The 25,058-nt window shown below is 37.0% G+C and carries 25 protein-coding genes; 22 read left to right on the forward strand and 3 right to left on the reverse strand.

Annotation, left to right across the window (positions count from 1 at the left end; translation table 11 throughout):
• Position 1 precedes the first annotated feature (1 nt).
• The 9 genes from thiD to pepT all read left to right on the forward strand — a co-directional run bounded on the left by thiD (position 2) and on the right by pepT (position 9,779).
• Positions 2–826, forward strand: a complete 825-nt coding sequence (gene thiD / locus AC3B6D_RS06625; protein ID WP_489758291.1) for a bifunctional hydroxymethylpyrimidine kinase/phosphomethylpyrimidine kinase — start codon at positions 2–4, stop codon at positions 824–826.
• On the forward strand, positions 819–1,463 hold the full coding sequence (thiE, locus tag AC3B6D_RS06630; RefSeq protein ID WP_489758292.1) for a thiamine phosphate synthase: 645 nt from the start codon (positions 819–821) through the stop codon (positions 1,461–1,463). The genes thiD and thiE overlap by 8 nt, the downstream gene beginning before the upstream one ends.
• 290 nt (positions 1,464–1,753) lie before the next feature.
• On the forward strand, positions 1,754–1,990 hold the full coding sequence (secG, locus tag AC3B6D_RS06635) for a preprotein translocase subunit SecG (RefSeq protein ID WP_489758293.1): 237 nt from the start codon (positions 1,754–1,756) through the stop codon (positions 1,988–1,990).
• Between the two features lie 58 nt (positions 1,991–2,048).
• A complete protein-coding gene (locus tag AC3B6D_RS06640) occupies positions 2,049–2,792 on the forward strand; it encodes an alpha/beta hydrolase (protein WP_489775233.1) in 744 nt (247 codons plus the stop codon).
• 13 nt (positions 2,793–2,805) lie between these two features.
• The gene (gene rnr / locus AC3B6D_RS06645) at positions 2,806–5,130 is read left to right on the forward strand and encodes a ribonuclease R (protein ID WP_489758295.1); all 2,325 of its coding nucleotides are present in this window, start codon (positions 2,806–2,808) and stop codon (positions 5,128–5,130) included.
• A 14-nt stretch (positions 5,131–5,144) separates the two neighbouring features.
• On the forward strand, positions 5,145–5,618 hold the full coding sequence (smpB, locus tag AC3B6D_RS06650; protein ID WP_489758296.1) for an SsrA-binding protein SmpB: 474 nt from the start codon (positions 5,145–5,147) through the stop codon (positions 5,616–5,618).
• A 38-nt stretch (positions 5,619–5,656) separates the two neighbouring features.
• Positions 5,657–6,205, forward strand: a complete 549-nt coding sequence (locus tag AC3B6D_RS06655) for a TetR/AcrR family transcriptional regulator (protein WP_489758297.1) — start codon at positions 5,657–5,659, stop codon at positions 6,203–6,205.
• A 676-nt stretch (positions 6,206–6,881) separates the two neighbouring features.
• Positions 6,882–8,513 carry a peptide ABC transporter substrate-binding protein gene (locus AC3B6D_RS06660; protein ID WP_489775234.1) on the forward strand — a complete coding sequence of 544 codons (1,632 nt, stop codon included), beginning with the start codon at positions 6,882–6,884 and terminating at the stop codon, positions 8,511–8,513.
• A gap of 3 nt (positions 8,514–8,516) precedes the next feature.
• Positions 8,517–9,779 (forward strand): peptidase T, encoded by a 1,263-nt coding sequence (gene pepT / locus AC3B6D_RS06665; protein WP_489775235.1) that lies wholly within the window; start codon positions 8,517–8,519, stop codon positions 9,777–9,779.
• Here the strand turns inward: pepT and AC3B6D_RS06670 are convergent.
• The gene (locus AC3B6D_RS06670) at positions 9,739–10,296 is read right to left on the reverse strand and encodes a hypothetical protein (RefSeq protein WP_489758300.1); all 558 of its coding nucleotides are present in this window, start codon (positions 10,294–10,296) and stop codon (positions 9,739–9,741) included. The genes pepT and AC3B6D_RS06670 overlap by 41 nt on opposite strands.
• Positions 10,293–11,186, reverse strand: coding sequence for a Cof-type HAD-IIB family hydrolase (locus AC3B6D_RS06675; RefSeq protein WP_489775236.1), 894 nt, complete (start codon positions 11,184–11,186; stop codon positions 10,293–10,295). The genes AC3B6D_RS06670 and AC3B6D_RS06675 overlap by 4 nt, the downstream gene beginning before the upstream one ends.
• Before the next feature lie 51 nt (positions 11,187–11,237).
• Between AC3B6D_RS06675 and AC3B6D_RS06680 the strand changes: the two genes are divergently transcribed.
• The 3 genes from AC3B6D_RS06680 to tsaE are packed head-to-tail and all read left to right on the forward strand — an operon-like array spanning position 11,238 to position 13,371.
• Complete coding sequence (locus AC3B6D_RS06680; protein ID WP_489775237.1) at positions 11,238–11,924, forward strand: uracil-DNA glycosylase; 687 nt, start codon at positions 11,238–11,240, stop codon at positions 11,922–11,924.
• Positions 11,925–11,936: 12 nt separating this feature from the next.
• Complete coding sequence (pta, locus tag AC3B6D_RS06685; RefSeq protein ID WP_489769642.1) at positions 11,937–12,905, forward strand: phosphate acetyltransferase; 969 nt, start codon at positions 11,937–11,939, stop codon at positions 12,903–12,905.
• A 7-nt stretch (positions 12,906–12,912) separates the two neighbouring features.
• Complete coding sequence (gene tsaE, locus AC3B6D_RS06690) at positions 12,913–13,371, forward strand: tRNA (adenosine(37)-N6)-threonylcarbamoyltransferase complex ATPase subunit type 1 TsaE (RefSeq protein WP_489758304.1); 459 nt, start codon at positions 12,913–12,915, stop codon at positions 13,369–13,371.
• A 45-nt stretch (positions 13,372–13,416) separates the two neighbouring features.
• On the opposite strand, the gene AC3B6D_RS06695 is transcribed toward tsaE, so the two are convergent.
• Positions 13,417–13,953, reverse strand: coding sequence for a 3'-5' exonuclease (locus AC3B6D_RS06695; protein ID WP_489758305.1), 537 nt, complete (start codon positions 13,951–13,953; stop codon positions 13,417–13,419).
• Between the two features lie 91 nt (positions 13,954–14,044).
• On the opposite strand from AC3B6D_RS06695, the gene murB reads away from it, so the two are divergent.
• The 10 genes from murB to AC3B6D_RS06745 all read left to right on the forward strand — a co-directional run bounded on the left by murB (position 14,045) and on the right by AC3B6D_RS06745 (position 25,045).
• Positions 14,045–14,983: a UDP-N-acetylmuramate dehydrogenase gene (gene murB, locus AC3B6D_RS06700; RefSeq protein ID WP_489775238.1), complete on the forward strand. Its 939-nt coding sequence runs from the start codon at positions 14,045–14,047 to the stop codon at positions 14,981–14,983.
• Positions 14,984–14,991: 8 nt separating this feature from the next.
• Positions 14,992–15,828, forward strand: a complete 837-nt coding sequence (gene cdaA, locus AC3B6D_RS06705; protein WP_489758307.1) for a diadenylate cyclase CdaA — start codon at positions 14,992–14,994, stop codon at positions 15,826–15,828.
• Positions 15,828–16,829, forward strand: coding sequence for a CdaR family protein (locus tag AC3B6D_RS06710; RefSeq protein WP_489775239.1), 1,002 nt, complete (start codon positions 15,828–15,830; stop codon positions 16,827–16,829). Before cdaA ends, AC3B6D_RS06710 begins: the two co-directional genes overlap by 1 nt.
• Positions 16,830–16,844: 15 nt before the next feature.
• Positions 16,845–18,206, forward strand: coding sequence for a phosphoglucosamine mutase (gene glmM, locus AC3B6D_RS06715; protein ID WP_489758309.1), 1,362 nt, complete (start codon positions 16,845–16,847; stop codon positions 18,204–18,206).
• Positions 18,207–18,404: 198 nt separating this feature from the next.
• Positions 18,405–19,046, forward strand: a complete 642-nt coding sequence (locus AC3B6D_RS06720; RefSeq protein ID WP_489758320.1) for a deoxynucleoside kinase — start codon at positions 18,405–18,407, stop codon at positions 19,044–19,046.
• A gap of 69 nt (positions 19,047–19,115) precedes the next feature.
• A complete protein-coding gene (locus tag AC3B6D_RS06725; protein ID WP_489758310.1) occupies positions 19,116–19,607 on the forward strand; it encodes a QueT transporter family protein in 492 nt (163 codons plus the stop codon).
• 99 nt (positions 19,608–19,706) lie between these two features.
• Positions 19,707–20,906 (forward strand): glycosyltransferase family 4 protein, encoded by a 1,200-nt coding sequence (locus AC3B6D_RS06730; protein WP_489775240.1) that lies wholly within the window; start codon positions 19,707–19,709, stop codon positions 20,904–20,906.
• Entirely contained in the window at positions 20,899–21,933 is a 1,035-nt protein-coding gene (locus tag AC3B6D_RS06735) for a glycosyltransferase family 4 protein (RefSeq protein WP_489758312.1), read from the forward strand. Before AC3B6D_RS06730 ends, AC3B6D_RS06735 begins: the two co-directional genes overlap by 8 nt.
• Entirely contained in the window at positions 21,933–22,982 is a 1,050-nt protein-coding gene (locus AC3B6D_RS06740; protein ID WP_489769648.1) for a lysylphosphatidylglycerol synthase transmembrane domain-containing protein, read from the forward strand. Before AC3B6D_RS06735 ends, AC3B6D_RS06740 begins: the two co-directional genes overlap by 1 nt.
• Entirely contained in the window at positions 22,979–25,045 is a 2,067-nt protein-coding gene (locus AC3B6D_RS06745; protein WP_489758314.1) for an LTA synthase family protein, read from the forward strand. The genes AC3B6D_RS06740 and AC3B6D_RS06745 overlap by 4 nt, the downstream gene beginning before the upstream one ends.
• Positions 25,046–25,058 lie beyond the last annotated feature (13 nt).

Raw genomic sequence — 25,058 nt, forward strand, 5'->3', positions numbered from 1 at the left:
TATGATTGAAAAAATTAATTCTTTTCCACAAACATTAACGATTGCTGGAACAGATTCTGGTGGTGGTGCTGGGATGATGGCTGATTTTAAAACGATGCAAGCATGCCATGTTTTTGCCACAGGTGTCGTAGTGGCTGTCACAGCTCAAAATACTTTAGGCGTACAACAATCGTTTATGTTACCTGAAGAAATGGTCAACGCCCAGTTTGCTTCGTTGGCCGCGGATTTTCAAATTCGTGCTTGTAAAACAGGGATGTTAGGTGACGCTAACCATGTAGAATATGTTGTGAATAATTTAAAAAAATATGATTTTGGACCGTTGATTGTTGATCCGGTCATGATTGCTAAAGGTGGAGCTGCCTTGTTGACTGATGATGCGATTGAGGTTGTTAAGCAACAGTTATTACCGTTAGCAACAGTAGCTACACCTAATTTACTGGAAGCGCAACGGCTAGTCGGACATGAAATCAAAACTTCAGCTGATTTTCAACAGGCCGCTTTAGAAATTCAGGCTATGGGCACCAAAAATGTGCTGATTAAAGGTGGTCATGCTCAAGGCGATGCAGTGCGGGATTATTGGTTATTTCAAGATGGAACGGATTTGTGGTTAAGTGCCCCCCGTATTGCAACCAAGCGAACTCACGGAACCGGTGATACTTTATCATCATGTTTATGTGCCGAGTTAGCAAAACAAAGACCGCTCAAACAAGCAGCAAAAATTGCTAAAGACTTTACGCAAACTGCAATTAAGAATACTATTCAAGTCGGTCATGGACATGGTCCGCTGAATCACTGGGCGTATCAGGAGGAAAAACAAAATGACTAATTTTCAAGCAAGTATTTTAAAAGCATATTTTATTTGTGGAACGCAAGATCTTTTGCCTACTAAAACTTTACCTGAAGTAGTCGAACAAGCTTTAAAATCTGGCATTACTGCATATCAATTTCGCGATAAAGGTCCGCAAGCTATTAGTGATAAGCAACAACGTTTGTTAATGGCTCAACAATTGCGTCAACTATGTAGTCAATATCAAGTCCCTTTCATCGTTGACGATGATGTTGAATTGGCACAAGAAGTTCAAGCTGACGGTATTCATGTCGGTCAAAGTGATGAAAGAATTCAACAGGTTATCAAAGAAGTTGGTGGTCAGATGATTGTGGGACTATCTTGTTCGAATGAACAAGAAATAACATTGGCTAATCAAATTCAGGGAATTGATTACTACGGCTGTGGTCCAGTATTTGCTACAAACTCTAAGGCTGATGCTTCACCCGTGATCGGAATAAAAGGCTTAATTCAATTGAATCAACTGGCGCAACGACCGATTGTCGCCATTGGCGGCATTGCGGCAGATAATGTACGGGAAGTAGCTCAAACTGGAGTGGCAGGTAGCTCTGTTATTTCAATGATTGCTCAAAGTCAAGATATTGCAGCAAGTGTGCAATTATTAAAAGCAAATTAGCTTAAAAATCAACCATATTAATTACTGATAATTTGACGGATAACAACCAATCAATTATGTAAGGGACAGTAATGAAAAAGATTTTTTGAGAATCTGGAAGAAATTGACTAAAAGTTGATTATGCCAAAGCAAATGCTTGTTTCCAATTAATCATTGGATAGGTATTTGCTTTTTTATTTGGTAATTATTTAAAAATAATTGACGAATGAATTAGGCTAGTTAGGTTGCAACTAGTAAATGCTAAATCTTTATGTTATGCTATCAGTAGTGCCATAACGGAGGTTATAAACGTGTACAGTTTACTAACAAATATTTTAGTTATTGATTCTATTTTGATTGTTATTGCCGTTATGATGCAACCACAAAAACAGCAAGACGCGTTGAATGCTTTATCTGGCGGAGCAGGTGATTTGTTTAACACGCAGAAGAAACGTGGCTTTGAAGCATTTATGGAAAAAGTTACGACAATCTTAGCAATTATTTTCTTTGTTTGTGCGCTTGCATTGGCTTTTATGTCATCAAAATAAACTTAAATCCTCCTGTTTTTACAGTGGGATTTTTTTATTGAGTTTGCGAGGTGTAAAGATGAAGCGAGTTCCTCCCAAAACGTTGTTTATTGATCAAGGTGAACGAACGGTTATTTTTTTACATTCATATACAGGTAGTCCCAATGATTTTTTGTCATTGACTCGGGTTTTAGCCAAACAAAATATCAGTTCTTACTTACCGCTATTTACAGGTCATGGAACTTTAAATGCGGTCGATATTTTACAACAAGGTAATCCAACAGCTTGGTGGGCGGATACTAAAGCTGCCATTGATTTTGTCCGTCAAACAAAGCGAGGTCCTATTAGTATTGTTGGGTTATCATTGGGGAGTTTGTTTGCCCTGAAGGCGTTAGCAACGATGCCAGATTTAAAAAGTGGTGCGGTGTTAGGTTGTCCGATTTTTAATAATGATTTAACTAATGTCTCAGCTGGATTTTATCAATATGAAACCTATTTAGAACAACAACAAGAATTAAGCGTTGGCCAAAGAGCCATGCGCAAACGCCAAGTGGAACAATTACTACCGCAGGCGTTGGCAGGAATTAAGCAAACTGCTTTGACAGTCCGCCAACAATTAGACAAAATTAAGCAGCCTTTATTTATTGGTCATGGTCAAAAGGACCAAATGGTTGATATTCAGTCAGCCAAACGTTTAGCAGCTGTTTTGCCACCAAAACAAGTAGTGACACACTTTTATCAAAACGCCGGCCATGTCATTACAGTTAATCAAGCACGGCCCCAGTTAGAACAAGATTTAGAAAACTTTTTATTGGTAAATTAGGAGTAAAAATTGAATGGCTTTAGAAAAAAATAAATTAATTTCAGATGTTTTAGAAGTGTTTCGCAATTATCCGGATCGTAAATATACTGCTCAAGATATAGTAGATTTATTGAGATTACACGGTTCTGAATCTTATAATCACGTTTTAAAAGCGTTAGCTGTGTTAGAGGGTGAAGATAAGATCACTGCTCATGATCGTAACCAATTTAAGATGACACCCATTGATCAAAAAGTTAGTGGGACTTTTCGGGCTAATGACCGCGGCTTTGGTTTTGTTCGGTATGACGATGAAGAACCAGATATCTTTATTGCGCGAACCAATACCTTGAATGCGATCAATGATGACGAAGTTGAAGTCCAGATTTTAAAACCTGCTAATCCTTGGGGAGATAATGGAGCTGAAGGCAAGATTACTCAGATTTTAGATCACGGCCTGAAACAAATCGTTGGTGAATTTATGCCTTATAGCGATGTGCAAGTTAAAAAGACCGGGTTAGTCGGTTATGTCAAGAGTCATGAAAAAAAGATGGCCAATAATCCGGTTTTCATCAAACAAACGGGAATCACGCCCCAAATGGGCGACATGGTACAAGTAGAGATTACTAATTATCCAAGTGCCGACTTTCCACGCAGTATGGCAGGCATTGCACTGAAAACTTTGGGTAATAAAAATGCTCCCGGTGTCGATGAATTGTCCATTGTTTATCAAAATGATGTGAAAGATGAATTTCCAGAAGCAGTTTTGGCAGCTGCTCAACAAGTTCCAGATCACCTAACCGAAGCGGATTGGCAAGGTCGAGTAGATAATACTGAGCAAGTAACTGTAACGATTGATGGCGATGATTCGAAAGACTTTGACGATGCCGTCACTTTATGGAAATTGGAAAATGGCAATTTTCATTTAGGAGTACACATTGCTGATGTAACCCATTATGTTAAGCCCGGCAGTCCTTTAGATCAAGAAGCTTACGAACGTGGGACAAGTACGTATCTCGTCGATCGGGTTATTCCAATGCTGCCATTTCGTTTGTCGAATGGTATTTGCTCTTTAAATCCGGGTGAAGATCGTTGTGTTTTGACCTGTGACATGGAGATTAATCCGCAGGGAGAAATTATCAATCATAAAATTTATCCTAGTGTTATTCGCTCACATGCGCGTTTGACGTACAATAATGTGAATAAAATTTTAAATGGGGATGCTCAAATCCGCGCCCAATATGCCGATTTGGTACCAATGCTGGAAGAAATGGCGCAATTACATGAGATTTTATTTGCTATGCGACATCAGCGTGGGGCAATTGATTTTGAAGAAACAGAAGCCAAAATCATCGTTGATGATCAGGGACATCCTACAGATATTAAACTACTGGAACGTGGTACAGCGGAAAAAATGATTGAATCCTTTATGCTGGCAGCCAACGAAACAGTTGCAGAACATTTTAATAAGTTACACGTTCCGTTTTTGTATCGGGTGCATGAACAACCGGATCCGGAAAAGGTAAAGAATTTCTTTGAAATTGCTAGTTCGTTTGGTTTATCAGTTCCGGGTGATGCTAAGCATGTTACTCCCAAGATGTTTCAAACCGTTTTAGAAAAAGTAGCTGGTAAACCCCAAGAAGCAGTAATTACCACGATGTTATTACGGAGTTTACAACAAGCTAAGTATTCTCCGGATCCATTAGGCCACTTTGGCTTAGCGGCCACTTATTATACGCATTTTACGTCCCCAATTAGACGTTATCCTGATCTAATGGTACACCGGATGATTCATAGTTATGCTGACGAGGGTACCAGCGAAGATATTCAAAACCAATGGGCAGAACAATTACCAGAGGTTGGTGTTCACACTTCAGCTTGTGAGCGAAAATCGATTGATGTAGAACGAGCAGTTGATGATTTGAAAAAAGCTGAGTTTATGGCTGATAAAGTGGGACAAGAATTTGAAGGTGTCATTAGTGGTGTTACCAGTTTTGGCATGTTTGTTAGCTTAGAAAATACGGTAGAAGGTTTGATTCATATTTCTAATATGCTAGATGATTATTATGAATATAATGAAAAAGCCTTATCCATGATTGGCAAACGCACCCATAAAGTGTACACAATGGGTGATAGTATCAAGGTAAAATTGATTCGTGCAGATGCTCAGCAACGCCAAGTGGACTTTGAGCCAGTGCTAAGTCCAGAGGAACAAGAACGGGCCGATGCAGAAAAAAAACGCCGTGAACAGGAACATCAAAAATTCTTGCAACGGCATAAAAATTCAGGACGACGTTCTCAAAAAAATACTAAACAGCGCTCGGGCAAATACGAACGAAATAATCAAAAGTCCCGTCATTAGGGGGATTGATAGTTATGAAGAAGCATCATCAAAAAGCAGCGAATGAAGTTGCTAACAACAAAAAAGCGCGTCATGATTATAATATTTTATCCACGTATGAAGCTGGGATTGCTCTAACAGGTACCGAAATTAAGTCAGTGCGCGCTAGTCGGGTTAATTTACGGGATGGATTTGTGCAATTTCGACGAGGAGAATTGTGGTTAGCTAATGTTCATATCAGTACTTATGACCAAGGTAACCAGTTTAATCATGATCCCTTACGAGATCGTAAATTATTACTACACAAAAAAGAAATTAAAAAAATTAGTGGTGAATTGTCTAAAAAGGGAATTACAGTAGTTCCACTAAAAATGTATCTCAAACACGGTTTCGCTAAAGTTTTAATTGGTGTGGCTGAAGGTAAAAAACAATACGATAAACGAGAAACTATTAAACGTCGTGATCAAGATCGAGAGATGCGGCGCAATTTAAAAAATGTTTTACGATAAAAGATGATATATAAATAAATTTATTCGAGGAGTTAATGATGAAACGTGCAGTAACCATTCATTATTTAATCCAGCATTTGGAAGAATTGCTCAAAGCAAAAGCGACTAATGTTTTGACCGTTAGTGACTTAACTAATAATTTGTCGATTAGTCGCAGTACTTTTTATCGTTATTTTCCGAATGGAACTGCTTCTATTTACCAATCGCTGATTCAAGAGCACTTGGCAAAATTACAGCAGCGAACTTTTAGTGATTGGCATCAACTGGTGAGTTACTGCGTATTTTATTTAAATAATCATCAAACAAGTTGTCGTTTAATTTATCGGGTGCTGTGCCAGCAAAATTTATTAAATTGGTTTTATCATGAAATTTTAAATTTTTTAAATACGTATTCGACGGATAATTTAGCTATTTTGGAAGTTTTACAAAATAATTGGGATGAATTGGAGTTAATAACTAGCGCAATTTTTCACCAATTAAATAGCTGGTTGGAAACAGATTTTCAAATTGAAGTAACTATGGTGTTAAAAAGGTTAGATGTGGTCGGCTATCTGTTAACATGTCAAGCCATTAATGAAGCAATGTGATCTAAATGTATCAAAGTAAGGCGTTTAGGGTAAATTGTTTCTTTTTTTTATCATTTATTCTTTTGTATATTATATTTATATCATGATATAAATAAAAAAATCAGGAGGAATGGATTTTTAAAGAATTCAATTTAAAATAGAGTTTGGACGAAAGTTTCGGTCAATTAGAAAAAACGAATAACCTCTGAGAGGAAGATGGGAATTTTTTCTAGCCAGAACTTCTAACAACAATAAGAGGCAGACACCAGCTTGGTAAAGTTTTGGAGAAAGCCTACTTATTGGTCCAAACTCTATTTTTTTGGAATTGGGTACTTGACATTTAATTTTTAGGATTTATAATTTCACTATATGTTAATATTTTTTAATCTAAAAGATGAGTAAATTAGATTATTCTTATAGAGAGACATTGGCAGGTGTGAAATGTTAGGTAATCTAGTTGAATATGGTCTTTGATTAAGATTAATTGCCGAGTTCAATGAATAAGGTAATTATGGTGATGGCCATTAGCACATAATGAAGAATAATAGCCTAATCGTTTCGAGGTTGTGTACAGACCAAGGTTATTGTTATTCATAAGCGGTTTTATTTTTAAGATCGAAAACCAGGTGGTACCACGTCTTTGTCGTCCTGCAAGTCAATAATTGACTTGCAGTTTTTTAGTTTGGAGGAAAAATTAATGACTCATCAATGGAAAAGTTTTTGGGGAATCTTGCTCTGTACTTTGGCTTTAGGAACACAGGCTAATTTACAGATAGCGCAAGCTAAAACCAAAAACACGTTGAATTGGACAGAAAGTTCTGAATTGGCTACTGCAGATATTTCGCAAGCTTCTGACACCTTAAGCTTTGACGTTTTGTTGAATACGCAAGAAGGTTTATATCGTTTGGATGCTCATGGCAAGGCGCAACCAGCTTTGGCTACTAAAACCAAAGTTTCAGCTGACGGATTAACCTATACGTTTAATCTTCGACCAAATGTCAAGTGGTCCGATAATACGCCCGTTACCGCTCAAGATTTTGTGACTTCATGGCGGCGGACGGTAGATCCCAAAACGGGTTCCAGTGATGCGTTTTATTTAAATCAAGTACAAAACGCGAAGCAGATTAATGCCAATAAACTACCAGTTGATAAATTGGGAATACAGGCTTTAAGTAAGCATAAATTACAGGTGAAATTAACTCAGCCGGTACCATACTTTAAGAAATTGTTAGCGTGGCCGTTGTTCTTCCCTCAAAACCAAGCAGCAGTTAATCGTTGGGGGAAAGATTACGGTACCACTTCTGCTAAAACGGTTGCGGACGGACCATTTATCTTAAAAGGTTGGAATGGCAGTAGTGATAATTGGCGTTTAGTTAAAAATCCGCATTATTGGGATAAAAAACATGTCCGTCTACAACAAGTTAAGGAGGATGTCGTTAAGGATCCGCAAACCGGGTTAAATTTGTATCAATCCAATAAAGTGGATGAAACAATTCTTTCAGGCACGCAAGTTCCTAACTTAAAAGGCCAAAAAGATTTCTTAGTGCGCAAATCGTCTAATATGACTGATATGAATTTGAATCAAAACAAAGTACCAGCCTTTAAGAATCAAAAAGTACGGCGGGCTTTTTCTTTAGCAATTAATCGGCATCAATTGGTTAAAGGTGTTTTAGAAGATGGTTCTTTAGCGCCCAAAGGTTTTGTACCACAAGGATTAGGATCTTATCAAAACAAAGATTTTGCACAAGTTAGTCAAGTTCCTAATTCGACTAGCTCTAACTTAAAACAAGCTAAAAGTTTATTGCGTCAGGGATTGAAGCAAACTAATACCAAGCAATTGAACTTAAGTTTACTAATTGATGATACGACTACTTCCAAGCAAACGGGTGAATTTATTCAAGGCTCATTAAATAAGTTACCCCATGTCAAAATCACATTGAAGACTTTGCCCAAGGTGCAGCGTTTAGCTCGGGAACATCAAGGTGACTATGATTTAGTGATTACTAGTTGGCAATCAGTATTTTCGGATCCTATTAACTTTTTGGATATTTGGGAAAGTAATTCATCTTATAATACTTCTAAATTCCATGATGCTCAGTTTGATCATGATTTGGATTTGTCGGAAAACAAGTTTTCTCAAAATAAAGCCCAACGTTGGCAATATCAAGTCAAAGCTGAAAAGCGTTTAATGAAATTACAAGGAACAGTGCCGTTATATCAAGGCGTCAAAGCGCAATTGTTGAATACCAAGGTTAAAGGTTTAGTTTACAATGGTTCTGGTGTTCCTTATGACTTTAAGACCACTTATTTCAGTTCAAAGAAGGATTAGTGAATGAAGTACGCAATTAATCAACAACAATTACTAGATGATTTCTTAACTTATGTAAAAATAAATACGCAATCTGATGCTTCGCAAGCCTTAGATCAAGTGCCGACCACTGCCGGTCAAACACAGTTAGCACACTTATTAATGCAGCAACTGCAGGACTTAGGCTTGCACGAAATTAAATTAAATCCGCAAAATAGTTTTGTGACAGCTTTATTACCAGGAAATACGCTGGACATGCCCGCTATTGGTTTTATTGCACACTTGGATACTGCGGCTGATTATTCTGGAGCTCATGTGCAACCGCAGGTTCATGCTAATTATCAAGGGCAAGTAATTGAGTGGGCTAACGGGTTAAAGTTAGATCCACAGCAGTTTCCTAATTTGCAGAATTATATCGGTCAAACTTTGATTACTGCCGATGGAACGACGCTCTTGGGAGTTGATGATAAAGGCGGAATTGCGGGATTAATCGCAGCTTTGCGGTATTTGGTTAATAATCCTCAATTGTTACACGGACCGATTAAAGTGGCTTTTGGTCCAGATGAAGAAATTGGGCGTGGTGCAGATCGCTTTGATGTACCGGATTTTGCGGCTGATTTTGCCTATACGTTGGACAATGGTTTAGTCGGAGATATTGAATATGAAACATTTAATGCTGCACAAGCCGTAATTGATATTTCCGGAGTTAGTGTTCATCCTGGACAAGCCTATGGTCAAATGGTTAATGCGATTAGTTTGGCTGAACAAATTGATCAACGATTGCCCCAAAAAGAACGGCCAGAATTAGTTCAAGGCTATGATGGTTTTTATTTATTAAATCAATTTCAGGGTGACGTTTCCCATGCCCATTTGGTTTATATTATTCGTGATTTTTCGCGAAGTGCTTTTGAACAGCGCAAACAAGACCTGCAAAATATTGTCGCCCAATTAAATGCTCAATTTGCTCAACCGCGGATTCAGTTAACACTGACGGATCAATATTACAATATGGCAGATATTATTAACCAAGATCGTTATCCAGTGACCTTGGCACAAGGGGCTTTAAAGAATTTACAAATAGAGCCACATGTGAAACCTTTTCGTGGTGGGACAGACGGTTCCAAGATTACCTATTTAGGTATGCCGACGCCCAATTTGTTTAATGGTGGCGAAAATTTTCATGGCCCGTATGAATTTGTAACAGTAGAGGCCATGGCCCAATTAGCTCAGACAATTATTGAAATAGCTAATCTCTACGCTCAAGATCATAAGCATGTGACAAATTAGTCTGCAACCGATGCAGTGGCCAATTTTTGATTGAACGTTGATTTTTGGATAATCGGCTGGTTTGGTTTAAAACGGCAGCTAATAAAAGTCCAATTTGCGCATCCACTTGGGGACTGATTTGGAGTAGGTAGCCTTCATGACCATTTTTTAAATAAATGTTATCAACAGACATGATTAAATGATGGTGAAAATCATGGACCAAGTAATTATTGGTTAATAAATTACCAGAAACTAACCAATGTAAACTAGGAGCAATCATTAACTGGCGGCGATGATTAGTGATATGAATTAATTTAGTGATTAAAATATCGGCTAATTTAATTTGGTAATTAGCCCATGGATGCGTGCTAGTTTGAATGATATCACCCAACTTAGTTTGGCGCGGTGTTAATAATTCATAATTAATTTTCCAACGGGGAGCTGTGCGAATAAGATAGTAGCACAGCTCTTGTTGTTGATTAGTAACTTGAATGACTCCTGGTAAATTAGCGGCATTAAATTGGAGATAATAAATCATTTTAAATTGGCTGTTTGCTGTTTATTTAAAGCAATCGCATGGTAAATAGCTTGCGCAACGCCATTTTGACTATTACTGCTGGTTTGGTATTGTGCTAGTTTCTTAATTGGTGCAATTGCATTGGCCATGGCGACGCCAATTCCCGCCGCTTGGATCATTGATTCGTCATTTAAATTGTCACCAATCGCCATGACCTCACTCATCTGTAAACCTAGCTTATGAGCAAAAGTGGTTAGTGCGCGGCCTTTTTGGGCCTTAACATTATTGATTTCAATATTATTGGGTGATGAGGAAGTAATGACAATTTCGGAATTTCGTTGTAATTGTGCTCTTAATTGTTGCAATTTTTGCGGATGACGGTCACTAAAGACTAACAGTTTCATCACATTGATTTGAGGATCATGCAAAAGTGCGTCAAAACTTTTCACATAATTGATGTTCATCAATTCGGCCCGTGAAGTAGCACGTGCTACGGCCATTTTATATAAGAGATTGGGGTTTAATTTGACCAATAAATTAGCTGTATGTTGAATACGCTGAATGCGACTATTGGAATAAATTCCTTGATCGGTAATGATTTCAAAATAGAGTTTACTAGTTTTAATATGCGTTAAACATTGTTTTAAATTAGAACGATCAATGGGGATTTTGACGACAGGTTCACGGTCTTGATTATAAACTAAGGCTCCATTTAAAGTGATAAAGTCCGGTTTGACCGTTAAATTGCTGACCAACGGAGCCGCTTCACTTAAACCACGACCAGTGGCGACAACAAATTGAATTCCTGCTTGGTTTGCAGCTTGAATTGCGGTAATATTTTCTTTAGAGACAATTGATTCACTATTTAATAACGTTCCATCCATATCTGAAGCAATTAGTTTAATTGTCATAAGTTCCTCCTATATCAATAATCAAATTTTACCATAATAGGTGGTGTGAAGTTGAAGCAATTAATAAAAAATGATTGGCAACAAATTCTAGAACCGGAGTTTGAAAAAGATTACTATCGACGCTTACACCAATTTTTAAAACATGAGTATCAAGAACAAACTGTGTATCCAGATATGTATAATATTTTTCAGGCTTTTGATTGGACCTCATTTAAACAAACTAAAGTGGTTATTTTAGGTCAAGATCCCTATCATGAACCAAATCAAGCTCACGGATTGAGTTTTTCGGTTTTGCCGGGAAACAAAGTACCGCCATCTTTACAAAATATTTATAAGGAATTGCAAGCTGATTTAGGTTATCCACCGGTGCAACATGGTTATTTAAAATCATGGGCTGATCAGGGCGTTTTGTTGTTGAATTCTGTTTTGACGGTTCGCCGTGGCCAGGCTTATTCCCATCAAGGTAAGGGATGGGAACAATTAACTGACCAGGCAATAAAAGCGCTCTCGCAAAAAGGTGGTGTCGTCTTTATTTTATGGGGAAAGGCTGCTAAATCAAAGATGAACTTAATTGATACTAATAAAAATACCATTATTAGTTCAACTCATCCCAGCCCTTTTTCCGCTAATTATGGTTTTTTTGGCTCGCGACCATTTTCTAGAACCAATGAAGCTTTAAAAAAGTATGGTGAAACGCCAATTAATTGGCAATTACCACAAACAGTCACAGAAAATTAGGAGGATTGAATCATGGAATTATTTGAATCGTTGAAGCAAAAGATTAGTGGTCAAAATAAGAAGATTGTTTTTCCAGAAGCTACTGATGAACGAATTTTAAAAGCTGCTGTGCAATTACGACAAGATCAATTATTAGAACCGGTTTTTTTAGGTGACCCTACTCAAGTTCAAGCTAAGGCGAACGAATTAGCCTTAGATATTTCAGGAATTAAGATTTTAAATCCGCAAGATTATGACCAATTTGATGAAATGGTCACAGCTTTTGTCGATCGGCGTAAAGGTAAGAATACTGCTGAACAAGCACAACAAATGTTACGCGATCCTAATTATTTTGGTACTATGTTAGTTTACTTAGATCAAGTAGATGGCATGGTCTCTGGAGCAATTCATCCAACTGGTGATACGGTGCGCCCAGCTTTGCAAATTATCAAAGTTAAACCAGGTTTAACGCGGACTAGTGGAGCCTTTATTGTTCAAAAAGAACAACAACGTTATTTGTTTGCTGACTGTGCAATTAACATCAATCCAAGTGCAGAAGAGTTAGCCGAAATTGCGGTTACTTCAGCTAAAACTGCCAAACTATTTGACATTGATCCTAAAGTTGCGTTATTGAGTTTTTCAACTAAAGGTTCAGCGAAGAGTGATGAAGTAACTAAGGTTGCTCAAGCAACTAAATTGGCTCAAGCACAAGCACCCGATGTTCCTATTGATGGTGAATTGCAGTTAGATGCAGCTATTGTGCCTTCAGTTGCTGCGCAAAAAGCTCCTGGTTCTAAAGTTGCTGGTCAGGCAAACGTCTTTGTCTTTCCAGAACTACAATCAGGTAACATTGGTTACAAAATTGCCCAACGGTTTGGTGGCTTTGAAGCTATTGGACCGATTTTGCAAGGTTTAAATAAACCGATTTCTGACTTATCTCGGGGAGCCAATGTTGAAGACGTATATAAATTAGCTATCATTACGGCCGCCCAAGCATTATAATCAAATAATGGAAAAAATAACTTATAGTGCATCCGAAACGATCCAGTATGGTTGTCAATTAGCGCAACTTTTATTACCTGGTGATTTATTGCTCTTAGATGGCGATCTGGGAGCTGGCAAAACGACTTTTACACAAGGAATTGCCCAAGGGCTAGGGATTAAGCGCCCAGTTAAAAGTCCGACTTTTACGTTGATTCGCGAGTATCCGCAAGCTAAATATCCGTTGTATCATATGGATATGTACCGCTTGGAAAATGCCTCGGCTGATGATTTAGGTTTGCAGGAGTACTTTGATGGTTCGGGGATCGTAATTGTAGAGTGGTCACAGTTCATCAAAGAACAATTGCCACCGAATTATTTGCGGATTAATATTGAGCGGATGGATGAAGTAACCAGAAAATTGCAATTTCAACCACAAGGTACGCGTTACCAAACGCTGGTACAAAAACTTGCGACAATTAATTAACTAAAAAATCTCTGTTGAATAAAAATATTTGACAGAGATTTTTTATTAATCTTTTAATTGAATTAAATCTTGTAATGCGTCAGCTCCAAATTGTGCTTGTGTTTGTAATAAAATCTCAGCACAAGCTAATGTATCATCTAAGGCATGATGGTGATGTTCTAAATCAATTCCTAAGGCTTCACAAACGGTATTTAAACGATGATTTGGTAAATCGGGAAAAAATTTACGAGAAGTTTTGAGGGTATCAATTACGTGATAACATGGCGGAGTGATTTGATACTTTTGTAAGCAGTTTTTTAAAACGCGGGTATCAAAGGCAGCATTATGCGCCGTGATTAAATGCTGCTGATTAAATAATACTTTAATGTGCGACCAGACTTGCTCAAAGGTCGGTGCTGTTTGGACATCTTGTGGGCGAATGTGATGAATCGCAATATTACGCCGATTAAAGGGTGCTTGGGGATTGATCAATGTATAAAAAGTATCGATAATTTGATTGTTTTCAATTAAAGCGAGCGCTAAAGAACAAGCACTATCAGCTTGATTATTGGCCGTTTCAAAATCCATCGCCACAAAATCCATGGAAAAACCTCACAATTACAAACTTATTTTTAAAATTCATTATATACTATAATGGTGTTATTAGGGAAAACAGTTAGTTAGGAGATTGATCATGCAAGACAAAGTAAGAAATCAATTTTTAGATGATCTACAATTAAAAAAACAATTATTAGCATTACCAGTGGAAATTAAAGTTGCTGATTCCCTGAGTAACTATACATTTACTAAAACCGGTGGTCCGGGCGATTATGTTGCTTTTCCCCAAACTTTGGCGGAATTACAATTATTGACTGACTTTGCGCGAGAAAAACAATTGCCGATAACGGCTTTAGGTAATTCCAGTAATTTAATTATTAAAGATGGTGGTATTAAAGGTTTAGTCATTATCTTAACTAAATTAAACCAAATTGCAGTGCACGAGCAGCAAATCACCGCTCAAGCGGGAGCCAGTTTAATTGAAGTAACTAAAGCTGCGAGTCAAGCGGGTTTAAGTGGCTTAGAATTTGCCGCGGGTATTCCGGGCAGTGTCGGCGGAGCCGCTTTTATGAACGCCGGAGCTTATGGTGGTGAAGTTAGTACAGTAATTACACAGATTCAAGAAATTTTACCTACGGGTCAATTAGTAACTATTAAAAAACAAGATTTAAATTTTGCTTATCGCCATAGTGTGGTGCAGGACAATCACGGCATTGTGACAGCTGTGACGTTTACGTTAGTACCTGGCGATGCACATAAAATTCAAGCTAAAATGGACGAATTAAATGCTTTAAGGCGGGCTAAGCAGCCACTAGAATATCCATCTTGTGGGAGTGTTTTTAAACGTCCAGAGGGTTACTTTACCGGTCCTTTAATTATTAAGGCGGGTTTACAAGGGAAGATTATTGGTGGTGCGCAGGTTTCACAGAAACATGCGGGCTTTATTATTAATTTGGGAACAGCGACTGCCAGTGATTATTTGGCGTTAATTAAATTAATTCAAGCCACTGTGCAAGAAAAATTTGGTGTTGCTTTAGAAACTGAAGTGCGGATTATCGGTGAAGATCAGAGGTGAAAGTAAGCGTGCAAAATTGGTTAAGCCATCTTTTTACGTTAAATTCTTTAACAAATGTTATTGATATTTTATTTGTGTGGTTTTTAGTTTATAAATTATTAATGATGATTCGGGGCACTAAGGCCATTCAGCTATTAAAGGGACTATTTATCATTTTGATCATTAAACTAGTCAGTTGGTTCTTTAATTTACGGACGATTGCCTATTTGACAGATCAAATTTTTAATTGGTCAGTCATAGCAGTTATCATTATTTTTACTCCAGAGATTCGTCGCGGCTTAGAAAAATTGGGCCGTTCGCCATTGTTTTTTTCCATGCGTGACGAACAAAAAGATTTAAGTAATAATTTAATTGATGCCTTGGATAAAGCAATTCAGTATATGTCCAAACGCCGAATTGGGGCTTTAATTACGTTAAAAATGAATACCGGCTTAGAAGAATATGTAGAGACTGGAATTAAGCTGGACGCTGATGTGACCGGCGAGTTATTAATTAATATTTTTATTCCTAATACGCCTTTACATGACGGTGCAGTTATCATCAATCAAAATAAAATTGAAGTTGCTGCAGCATATTTGCCGTTGTCGGAAAGTAATGCCATTCCGAAAAAATTAGGCACTAGGCACCGAGCGGCCGTGGGGATTAGTGAAGTAACTGATGCTTTGACGATTGTGGTTTCGGAGGAAACTGGTGGGGTGATGATTACGCATAAAAACCATATGATGTTAGATCTTAGCCGGGATGATTACTTGAACTATTTACGGGCCCAATTAGCTCCCACAACGCCACAATCCAATTCAATTTTTAAGAAATTTTTGGCACATTTCCAGAAAGGAAATAACTAATGAAAAAGTGGCGCAAATTCATTGATTCTAAATATTTTTATTTGTTATTATCCTTTTTGGTAGCGTTATGGCTGTACTGGAGCGTCTCCTTGCCTAGTATTGGCAGTACCCGAAATGGAGTAACTGCTGGCAATGTGGTTAATGCTAACAAAACTGTTACCTTTAATATGAAATTACAGGTAAATTCCGATGCGGAAAATTATTTTATTACTGGTTATCCTAAACAAGTACGCGTCAAATTGGAGGGCCCCTCAGCCCTAGTTACGGCGACCAAGAACACACATAATTTTACGGTGTATATTAATCTGCACAATTTAAGTGTAGGTCATCATCGTGTTTTAATTCATCAAAGTGGTTTAAATCGCGATCTAAAATACTCTATCAAGCCGCATTATGTCGAAGTTGATATTGAGCCGAAGGCTCAACAAGTATTTCCGATTCAAGCTAAATATAATGCGAAGCAAATTGCTCCGGGTTATATCGGTGGCGATGCTAGTGTGGATCCGCAGGTGGTTCAAGTCGTTGGTGCGCGCAGTGAAGTTCAGCGAATTAGTCAAGTGGTGGCACATGCTAAGTTACCTCATGGTACATCAACTGATTTTCATCAAGAAGTTTTATTGCAAGCGTTAGATGCTCAAGGGCGCACGTTATCAGTCCTGTTAACTCCACAGACTACCCGGGTTAAAGTTCCTGTCAGTTTACCGAGTAAAAAAGTAAACTTAAAATTTGTACCAAAAAATCTACCCGAAAATAAAAATTATCACATCACTTCGGATGTCGCTGCAGTACGCGTTTATGCTAAGAAAACAGTATTGGATAATCTTAATGAATTAGAAATTCCAATCGACGTTTCTAAGATGGGAACTAAAAAATCAAAAGTTGTTACAATTAATCAAGTAAAATCTGATATTATAGATTCGAGTCCACGAACTATTAAGGTCTATTTAAAAACTGGTGATGATCAATCTTCAACAGTTAATCCAGCTTCAATAAATAATTAGAATAAGAGGATAAAAATGGTTAAATATTTTGGTACTGATGGTGTCCGCGGTATTGCGAATAAAGAATTAACACCGGAGCTAGCTTTTCGCTTGGGACGTGCTGGTGGGTTTGTATTGTCCCAACAAAAAGATAGTGACGAAGATCGAGCAGTAGTTTTGGTGGCACGTGATACTCGTAAATCGGGACAAATGTTAGAAACAGCATTAATTTCCGGATTATTATCGGTCGGGATTGAAGTTTTAAATTTAGGAGTGATTACGACTCCAGCAGTGGCTTACTTAGTTAAAGTCCAAGGAGCTGATGCCGGCATTATGATCTCGGCGTCACATAACCCAGCCAGCGATAATGGTATCAAATTTTTTGGTCCAGATGGTTATAAGCTCAAGGATGCTACTGAAGAAGAAATTGAACACTTCTTGGATCAACCAGAAGATTCTTTACCGCGGCCTTCAGCTGAAGGCATTGGTACTTTGGAGGACTATAAGGAAGGCTCTTTGAAATACTTAGAGTTCTTACGGCAGAGTATTTCTGATGATTTATCAGGAGTAAAAGTGGTGTTAGATGGTGCTAACGGTTCAACTAGTCAATTAGTCAGCAAGTTATTTGCAGATTTGAACGTCGATTTTACCACGATTGCTACTAATCCTGATGGGGTTAATATTAATAATGGTGTTGGTTCTACGCATCCGGAAAAATTAGCGCGAGAAGTGGTTAAGCAGGGGGCGCAAGTCGGATTAGCTTTTGATGGTGACGGTGACCGCTGTATTGCTGTTGATGAAAAGGGGAATATTGTTGACGGTGATAAAATTATGTTTATTCTGGGCAACTATTTTAAAGCCCACGGTCGTTTGAAAAAGGATACTATTGTTACTACAGTGATGAGTAATTTGGGCTTATACAAAGCTATTGAAGCGAACGGTATGAAGTCCGTTCAAACGGATGTTGGTGATCGCCATGTGGCTGCTGAAATGGTTCAGAATGGCTATAACTTAGGTGGCGAACAATCAGGTCATGTGATCATTTTTGATTTGCATAACACGGGTGATGGGATGTTAACCGGTATTCAGTTGTTAAACGTTGTTAAACAAACTGGTCAACAATTGTCGCAACTAGCAGCGCCAGTAAAAACTTATCCACAAGTATTAATTAATGTGAAAGTGCAAAATAAAAATGATTGGCAAAATTATCCTGCCATTCAAGAGGCCATTGATACAGTTGAAAAGGAAATGAATGGTGATGGTCGAGTTTTAGTTCGCCCTAGTGGGACTGAAGCTTTACTCCGGGTAATGATTGAAGCTGCTACTAGAGAAGATGCCCAACGTTTTGGCAACCAAATCGCGAGTGTTGTTCAAAAAGAAATGGGATTGGATGCTTAAATTATTTTGATTGATTAAACAGGCTAGCCTCCGTGAAAACTAAAATAGTAATTTACGGAGGCTAGCTTTTTTATTGCTCTCATAGAGATTAGTTAATTGTTGACAACTACTAGATTTAGTAGTAACCCAAAGTTGAGCTACAATATGTGTGGGGTATGTGCTATTATAGATAAGGATTTTTTAAGGAGGGCAAACATGATGATAGTTTTAAGTGGTATGATTGGGGCAGGTAAAAGTAGCCTAGCAACGCTTGTTTCAGAGCATTTAGGAACACAAGCTTTTTATGAACAAGTTGATGATAATCCCGTCTTACCCTTGTTTTATGATGATCCTAAAAAGTATGCATTTTTATTACAAATTTATTTTTTAAACAAGCGTTTTGCTTCTATTAAGCGAGCTTTGTCTGATGATAACAATGTTTTAGACCGTTCAATTTATGAAGACTCTTTATTCTTCCATATCAATGCCGATATGGGACGAGCTACTAAACAAGAAGTTCAAGTTTATGATGAATTATTAGATAATATGATGGAAGAGTTGCCATATGCTGCTCATAAAAAAGCGCCTGATTTATTAGTACATTTGGATGTTTCTTATGAGAAAATGTTGGAGCATATTAAAAAGCGGGGGCGTTCTTATGAACAACCTGAGAATGACCCTTCACTAATTGATTATTATCATAATTTGTTAGGACGCTATGATCGGTGGTACGAGGATTATCATTATAGTCCTAAAATGAAGATTAGTTGTGATCAATATGACTTTGTTGAAAACGAAGAAGATCGCAAAAAAGTTTTACAGTTAATTGATAATAAGTTACAAGAGCGTGATTTGTTATAAAAAAATTTGAGACAGTTTGGAGAACTCCAGGAAAACCTGTCTTTAAACAAAGATGATGGAGGATTTATTTTGAAAAAATATTTTGCAGAGTTTTCAACTCATGATTGGATTTTAAATGCGCTAATGGCAGCAATTTATGTGGTATTGACCATTACCCCACCTTTAAATTCTTTAGCCTACGGCAATATTCAACTACGCATCTCAGAAGTTTTGGTCATGTTACCTTTTTACAATAAAAAGTTTATTCCCGGCTTAACCTTAGGCTGTTTTATTACTAATTTATTTAGCCCGACGGCGGCGGTGGATATTTTTGTCGGAACTTTTGCGTCGTTACTAACTTTCTTATTAATAATTCATCTTCACAAAGGCTATTGGGTCCCCGTGATTGCTGGCATTGTTAACGGTGTGATTGTGGGTTTGGAACTCAACATTATGACGAAGGCACCATTATTTTTAACGATAGTATATATTTTTATTGGTGAGTTTATTGCAGTATTGATTGGATATATTTTGTTTTCCATTTTATGGAAAAATCGGCAATTTAAAAAGTTGCTTTCCTAAAGCAGTTGAAAAACTGCTTTTTTTATTACGATAATATGTTTTGGCGACTTATTTTGTTATAATTAGGCATATCAACCTGATTTAAGGGAGTATGAAATAATGAATATTGGGATATTTACGGATACTTATTTCCCCCAAGTTAGTGGTGTAGCAACGTCTATTCAAACTTTAAAGAATGACTTAGAACGTAAGGGAGATACAGTTTATATTTTTACAACCTCTGATCCGCATGTTGCTAAAAATACTGTGGAACCTAATATTTTTCGTTTAGGCAGTATTCCGTTTATTTCGTTTACCGATCGGCGTATTGCGTATCGTGGAATGTTTCATGCATTAAAATTGGCAAAAGAATTAGATTTAGATATTGTGCATACGCAAACGGAATTTTCATTGGGACTGATTGGTAAGTTTGTCGCGCATAGTTTAAAAATTCCGTGTGTGCATACGTATCACACGATGTATGAAGATTACTTGCACTATGTTTTGAATGGCCATTTATTAAAGCCAGCACACGTTAAGCAAATGTCCAAGTTATTTATTTCCGGAATGTCTGGTGTGATTGCGCCTAGTCAACGCGTTTATGATACTTTACGCGGTTACGGTATTAAAACGCCGATGCAAATTATTCCGACCGGAGTTGATTTGTCGGCTTTTACTCAGCAACTTGACCCACAACCGTTGCTACAACGTTGGCAACTAACTGATCGGCATCCTATTTTATTGACGCTCAGTCGTATTGCCAATGAAAAAAAGATTGAATTATTAATTCAACAGTTACCACAATTAATTAAATATTATCCCGAACTAATTTTAGTCATTGTTGGTGGTGGCCCTGATAAATCTGATTTAGTCCAACAGGTTCAACAGTTAAATTTACAACAACACGTTTTATTTACTGGTGAAGTTGATCATGATCACGTGGCGCCATATTATCAAATGGCAGATTTGTTTGTTTCCGCTAGTGATACGGAATCACAGGGCTTAACATTTATTGAGGCATTAGCTTCTGGTTTAAAGTGTGTGGTGCGTTCGAGTCCTTACACTGATAATTTACTTGATGATCCAGCACTTGGAGTCACTTATGAAGATCCCAAACAGTTCGCTAATTTAGTGTTACAATACTTGGATCATCCAAGAGCTTTTGATGATCCGGAACCACGAAAGAAAAAATTACATGAAATTTCAGCCGATTTATTTGGTGATCAAGTCTTAAACTTTTATCAAGATGCTTATAAATATTTTTTACGTAAAAAATTAGCTAATGAGCCATTAAAGGACGGTCAATATTACGATGATTAAAATCACGATGTTTTCGTCATCACAAAAAGTAGCAGGTCAAGGAGTTGGCAGTGCTTATACTGAGTTGATGCAATTATTAAACACTTCTTTAAGTCAAGATTTTCAAATAAATGTCAATGACTTTGTCCACACCAGCGATATTAGTCACTATCATACCGTTGATCCGCAGTTTTATGCTTCTACTTTTATGAAAAATCGCGGCCGAAAAATTGGCTATGTTCATTTTTTGCCAGAAACACTACAAGGTAGTTTGCGAATTCCTAAAATGGCGCAAGGGCTAGTTAGCAAATATATTATTTCATTCTATCAACGCATGGATCATTTGATTGTGGTTAATCCGAGTTTTATTCCTAAGTTAGCACAACATGGGATTGACCCGCAAAAAGTGACGTATATTCCAAATTTTGTCTCGAACATGGAATTTTACCGGTTTTCTGACAAAAAACGGAATCAAGTTCGGGCTCAATTGGGTTTGGCTCCAACTGATTTCATGGTTTTTGGCGATGGTCAAGTGCAAAAACGTAAAGGTATTGATGATTTTTATCGCTTAGCGGTGGAAAATCCTGATGTCCAATTTATTTGGGCCGGTGGTTTTTCGTTTGGCGCAATTACTGACGGCTATGACCGTTATAAACAGATGATTCGCCAAGCACCAAAAAATTTAACTTTTACAGATATTATTCCGCGTACGCAATTAAATGAATATTTAAATGCGGCTGATTTATTTTTATTACCTTCGTATGATGAATTGTTCCCAATGTCGGTGCTAGAAGCCTTTAATACAGGCACACCAGTAATGTTGCGTGATTTGGAACTTTACCAAGCAATTATTGCTGATAAATATCGTCCAGCTCAGGACTATGCAGCCATGAATCAAGCTTTACGAGAATTGCAACATGATCCAGAACAATTAGCGACTTTAGCACAAAAAGCGATTAGTGCTGCTCATTATTATTCACAAGAACATTTGAGCCGAATTTGGCATGATTTTTATTTAAACCAATTTCAACAGATGAGGAACGATTAATGAATCGTAAAAATTTTGGAGCAATGTTAGTAATGCTCGCGATTGGCGGGGGAATCTTTGCTTTTGAAATTCATAAAACTAACTTGCAATCATTGTTGCATCAAGCAACCACTATCAATTGGTGGTGGCTACTGATCGCTTTTGGATCAATGTTTTGTTCGTTCTTTTTTGAGGCTTTAGTTTTAAAAGTTTTGTTGCAGAATCGTGATGATGAGTTACATCATTGGTGGAATATTTTAAGAATTCCTTGGATCCAAGCTTTATTTAACGCGATTACACCTTTTTCTTCGGGTGGACAACCCGCACAAATCGTTTCTTTAGTTCAATCAGGGGTCGAGGTAGGCCGTGGTAGTTCAGTTCTATTAATGAAATTTGTTATATATCAAACGATTGTTTTAATTAACTTTATCATTGCAATGCTTTTTCAATTTGACCAAATTGCGCACCATTTTGCCGGATTAGCTATCTTGATTGTTTGTGGTTTTTTGTTACACGTTGTGACAATTGGTGTATTATTAATGATTATGTTTTATTATCGTTTTACGCGCCAAGTAACATTATTAATCATGAAATTTGTCGGTTTGTTTGTTAATACAACCAAAGTACAGCATTGGACAACTAAGGTGCTTAATAAAATTGACAATTTTTACCAAGAAAGTTTAATTTTAAAAAAAGAACGGCGAAAAGTTTGTAAAGCAGCTGTTTTGACTTTTATTCAATTAATTTTTTATTATTTAGTGGTTTATTTCACTTTGTTGGCTTTACACGTGCAACATGTTAATATCATTAACGTTTTAATTACACAAGTAATGATTGTCATGATCACATCCATTTTTCCTATTCCGGGTGGTACAGGTGGCGCTGAATATAGTTTTCGCACTTTATTCTCACAGTACATTAGCTTGCCAAGTCAACTGGTTTTAGGCATGTTTATTTGGCGCTTTATAACTTATTATTTAGGCATGTTTTTAGGAATTATTGCCATTGCATTTAAACCAATTAATGAACGTACTCAGTATTCGGTACGTGGAGGAAAGATTTCAGAATGAAGAACTTCGGAAAAAAATTAGCAAAAACTTTCAACACTAAGCTAGGCTTTTTTACTTTAGCGGTGGTTTTGTGTTGGATTAAAACTTATTTGATTTGTTTGAATAAGTTTAATTTAGGAATCAAGACGAGCATGCAGGCGTTTTTGTTATTCTTAAATCCTATTCCAACAACCATTTTATTATTAGGAATTGCGCTTTATTTGAAAGGGCGTAAATCATACATTTACATGATGATTATTGATCTAATTACGTCAACTTGGCTCTTTGCTAATATTTTATATTATCGAGAATTTTCGGATTTTTTAACTTTGACGTTAATTAAGGGTTCTAGTTCTGTTTCGAATAATCTGGGTACCAGTATTGTAGGAATTATTAGACCAACTGACTTTTTAGCTTTTGCAGATGTTTTAGTATTAATTATTTTGTTAGCTTTTAAAGTTGTGAAAATAGATATTCAAAAGTTAACTACGAAAATCCCTTTGACCATTACAGGTATTGCTATTGTTAGCTTTGGGATTAACTTAACTTTGGCGCAACAGGATCGTTCAGGCTTATTAACCCGGACGTTTGATAATAATTATATTGTGAAATATTTAGGCTTAAATGCTTATTCGGTTTATGATACAGTCAAAGCTGCGAAAACTAGCGCAGTCAAAGCTAGTGCTGATAGTTCTGATATGAAGACAGTTAAGAACTATATGAGTAACAATTATGTTGCTCCGAATGTGCAATATACCGGAGTAGCTAAGGGTAAAAATGTTTTTGTGATTCATTTAGAAAGTTTCCAACAATTTTTATTAGATTTTAAATGGGATAATCAAGAAGTTACTCCCAATTTGAATAAGATTTATCATGAAAGTAATACTTTGAGTTTTGATAATTTCTTTAATCAAGTAGGACAAGGTAAGACTGCAGATGCCGAAATGATGATGGAAAATTCTTTATTTGGCTTGCCTGAAGGGGCAGCGATGGTAACTGACGGTACATCGAATACCTTTCAAGCTGCGCCAGCTATTTTAGATCAGCATGGTTATACAACCGCATCTTTTCATGGCGATGTACCTAGTTTTTGGAATCGCGATAACACTTATAAATCCTGGGGGTATAACTATTTCTTTAGCTCCAATTACTATAAGCAAAAGAAAAATTATAATGTTGGTTATGGCATGAAAGATAAGATCTTTATGAAGGATACTGCTAGTTATATCCAACAGTTGCCGCAACCTTTTTATGCTAAAGTGATTACCGTTACGAACCACTATCCGTATTTGTTAGATAAAAAGAATCAGACCATTTCTAAAACTAATACCGGTGATAAAACTGTTGATGGTTATGTACAAACAGCACATTATTTAGATCAATCAATTGGTGAATTTATGAATTGGTTGAAAGCTACAGGCTTAGATAAAAACAGTATGGTAGTCTTTTATGGAGATCACTACGGTATTTCAGGTAATCATAAGAAGGCTGTTGCTAAGTTATTGGGTAAGGACAAATTTAACGATTTTGATAATGCCCAATTTCAACGGGTACCATTTATGATTCATATGAATGGCTTACAAGGTGGAGTTAATCACACGTACGGCGGTGAAATCGATGCATTACCAACAATTTTGAATTTATTGGGTGTTAATAATCGTAATAATATTCAATTTGGTTCTGATTTATTGTCGAATAAACATCCACAATTAGTTGCCTTTCGGAACGGAGACTTTGTATCCCCAGAATTTACAAAGGTCAACGGTGCTTACTACTATACTAAGAATGGTAAAGCGGCAAAAGACTTGACCCCAGAACAAAAAAGTCGTGTTGATGCTATGTCTAATAAAGTAGCAACTGAATTATCATTGTCGGATAAGATTATTACTGGTGATCTGCTGAGGTTCTACACACCAAAGGGGTTTGACAAAGTAAATAAAAAAGATTTTAATTATTCTAAAAAGAAATCCTTAAAGAAATTAAAGGCTCAGAATAAAAAAGATAAGTCTAGCTTGGAATATAAGAATAATAATAAATCATTAATGAATCTCTATCACACAGACGCTCCAGAGCTAGCTAATTAAGAAAGGAGTGGCT

This window comes from Bombilactobacillus sp. ESL1097 (assembly GCF_058107205.1).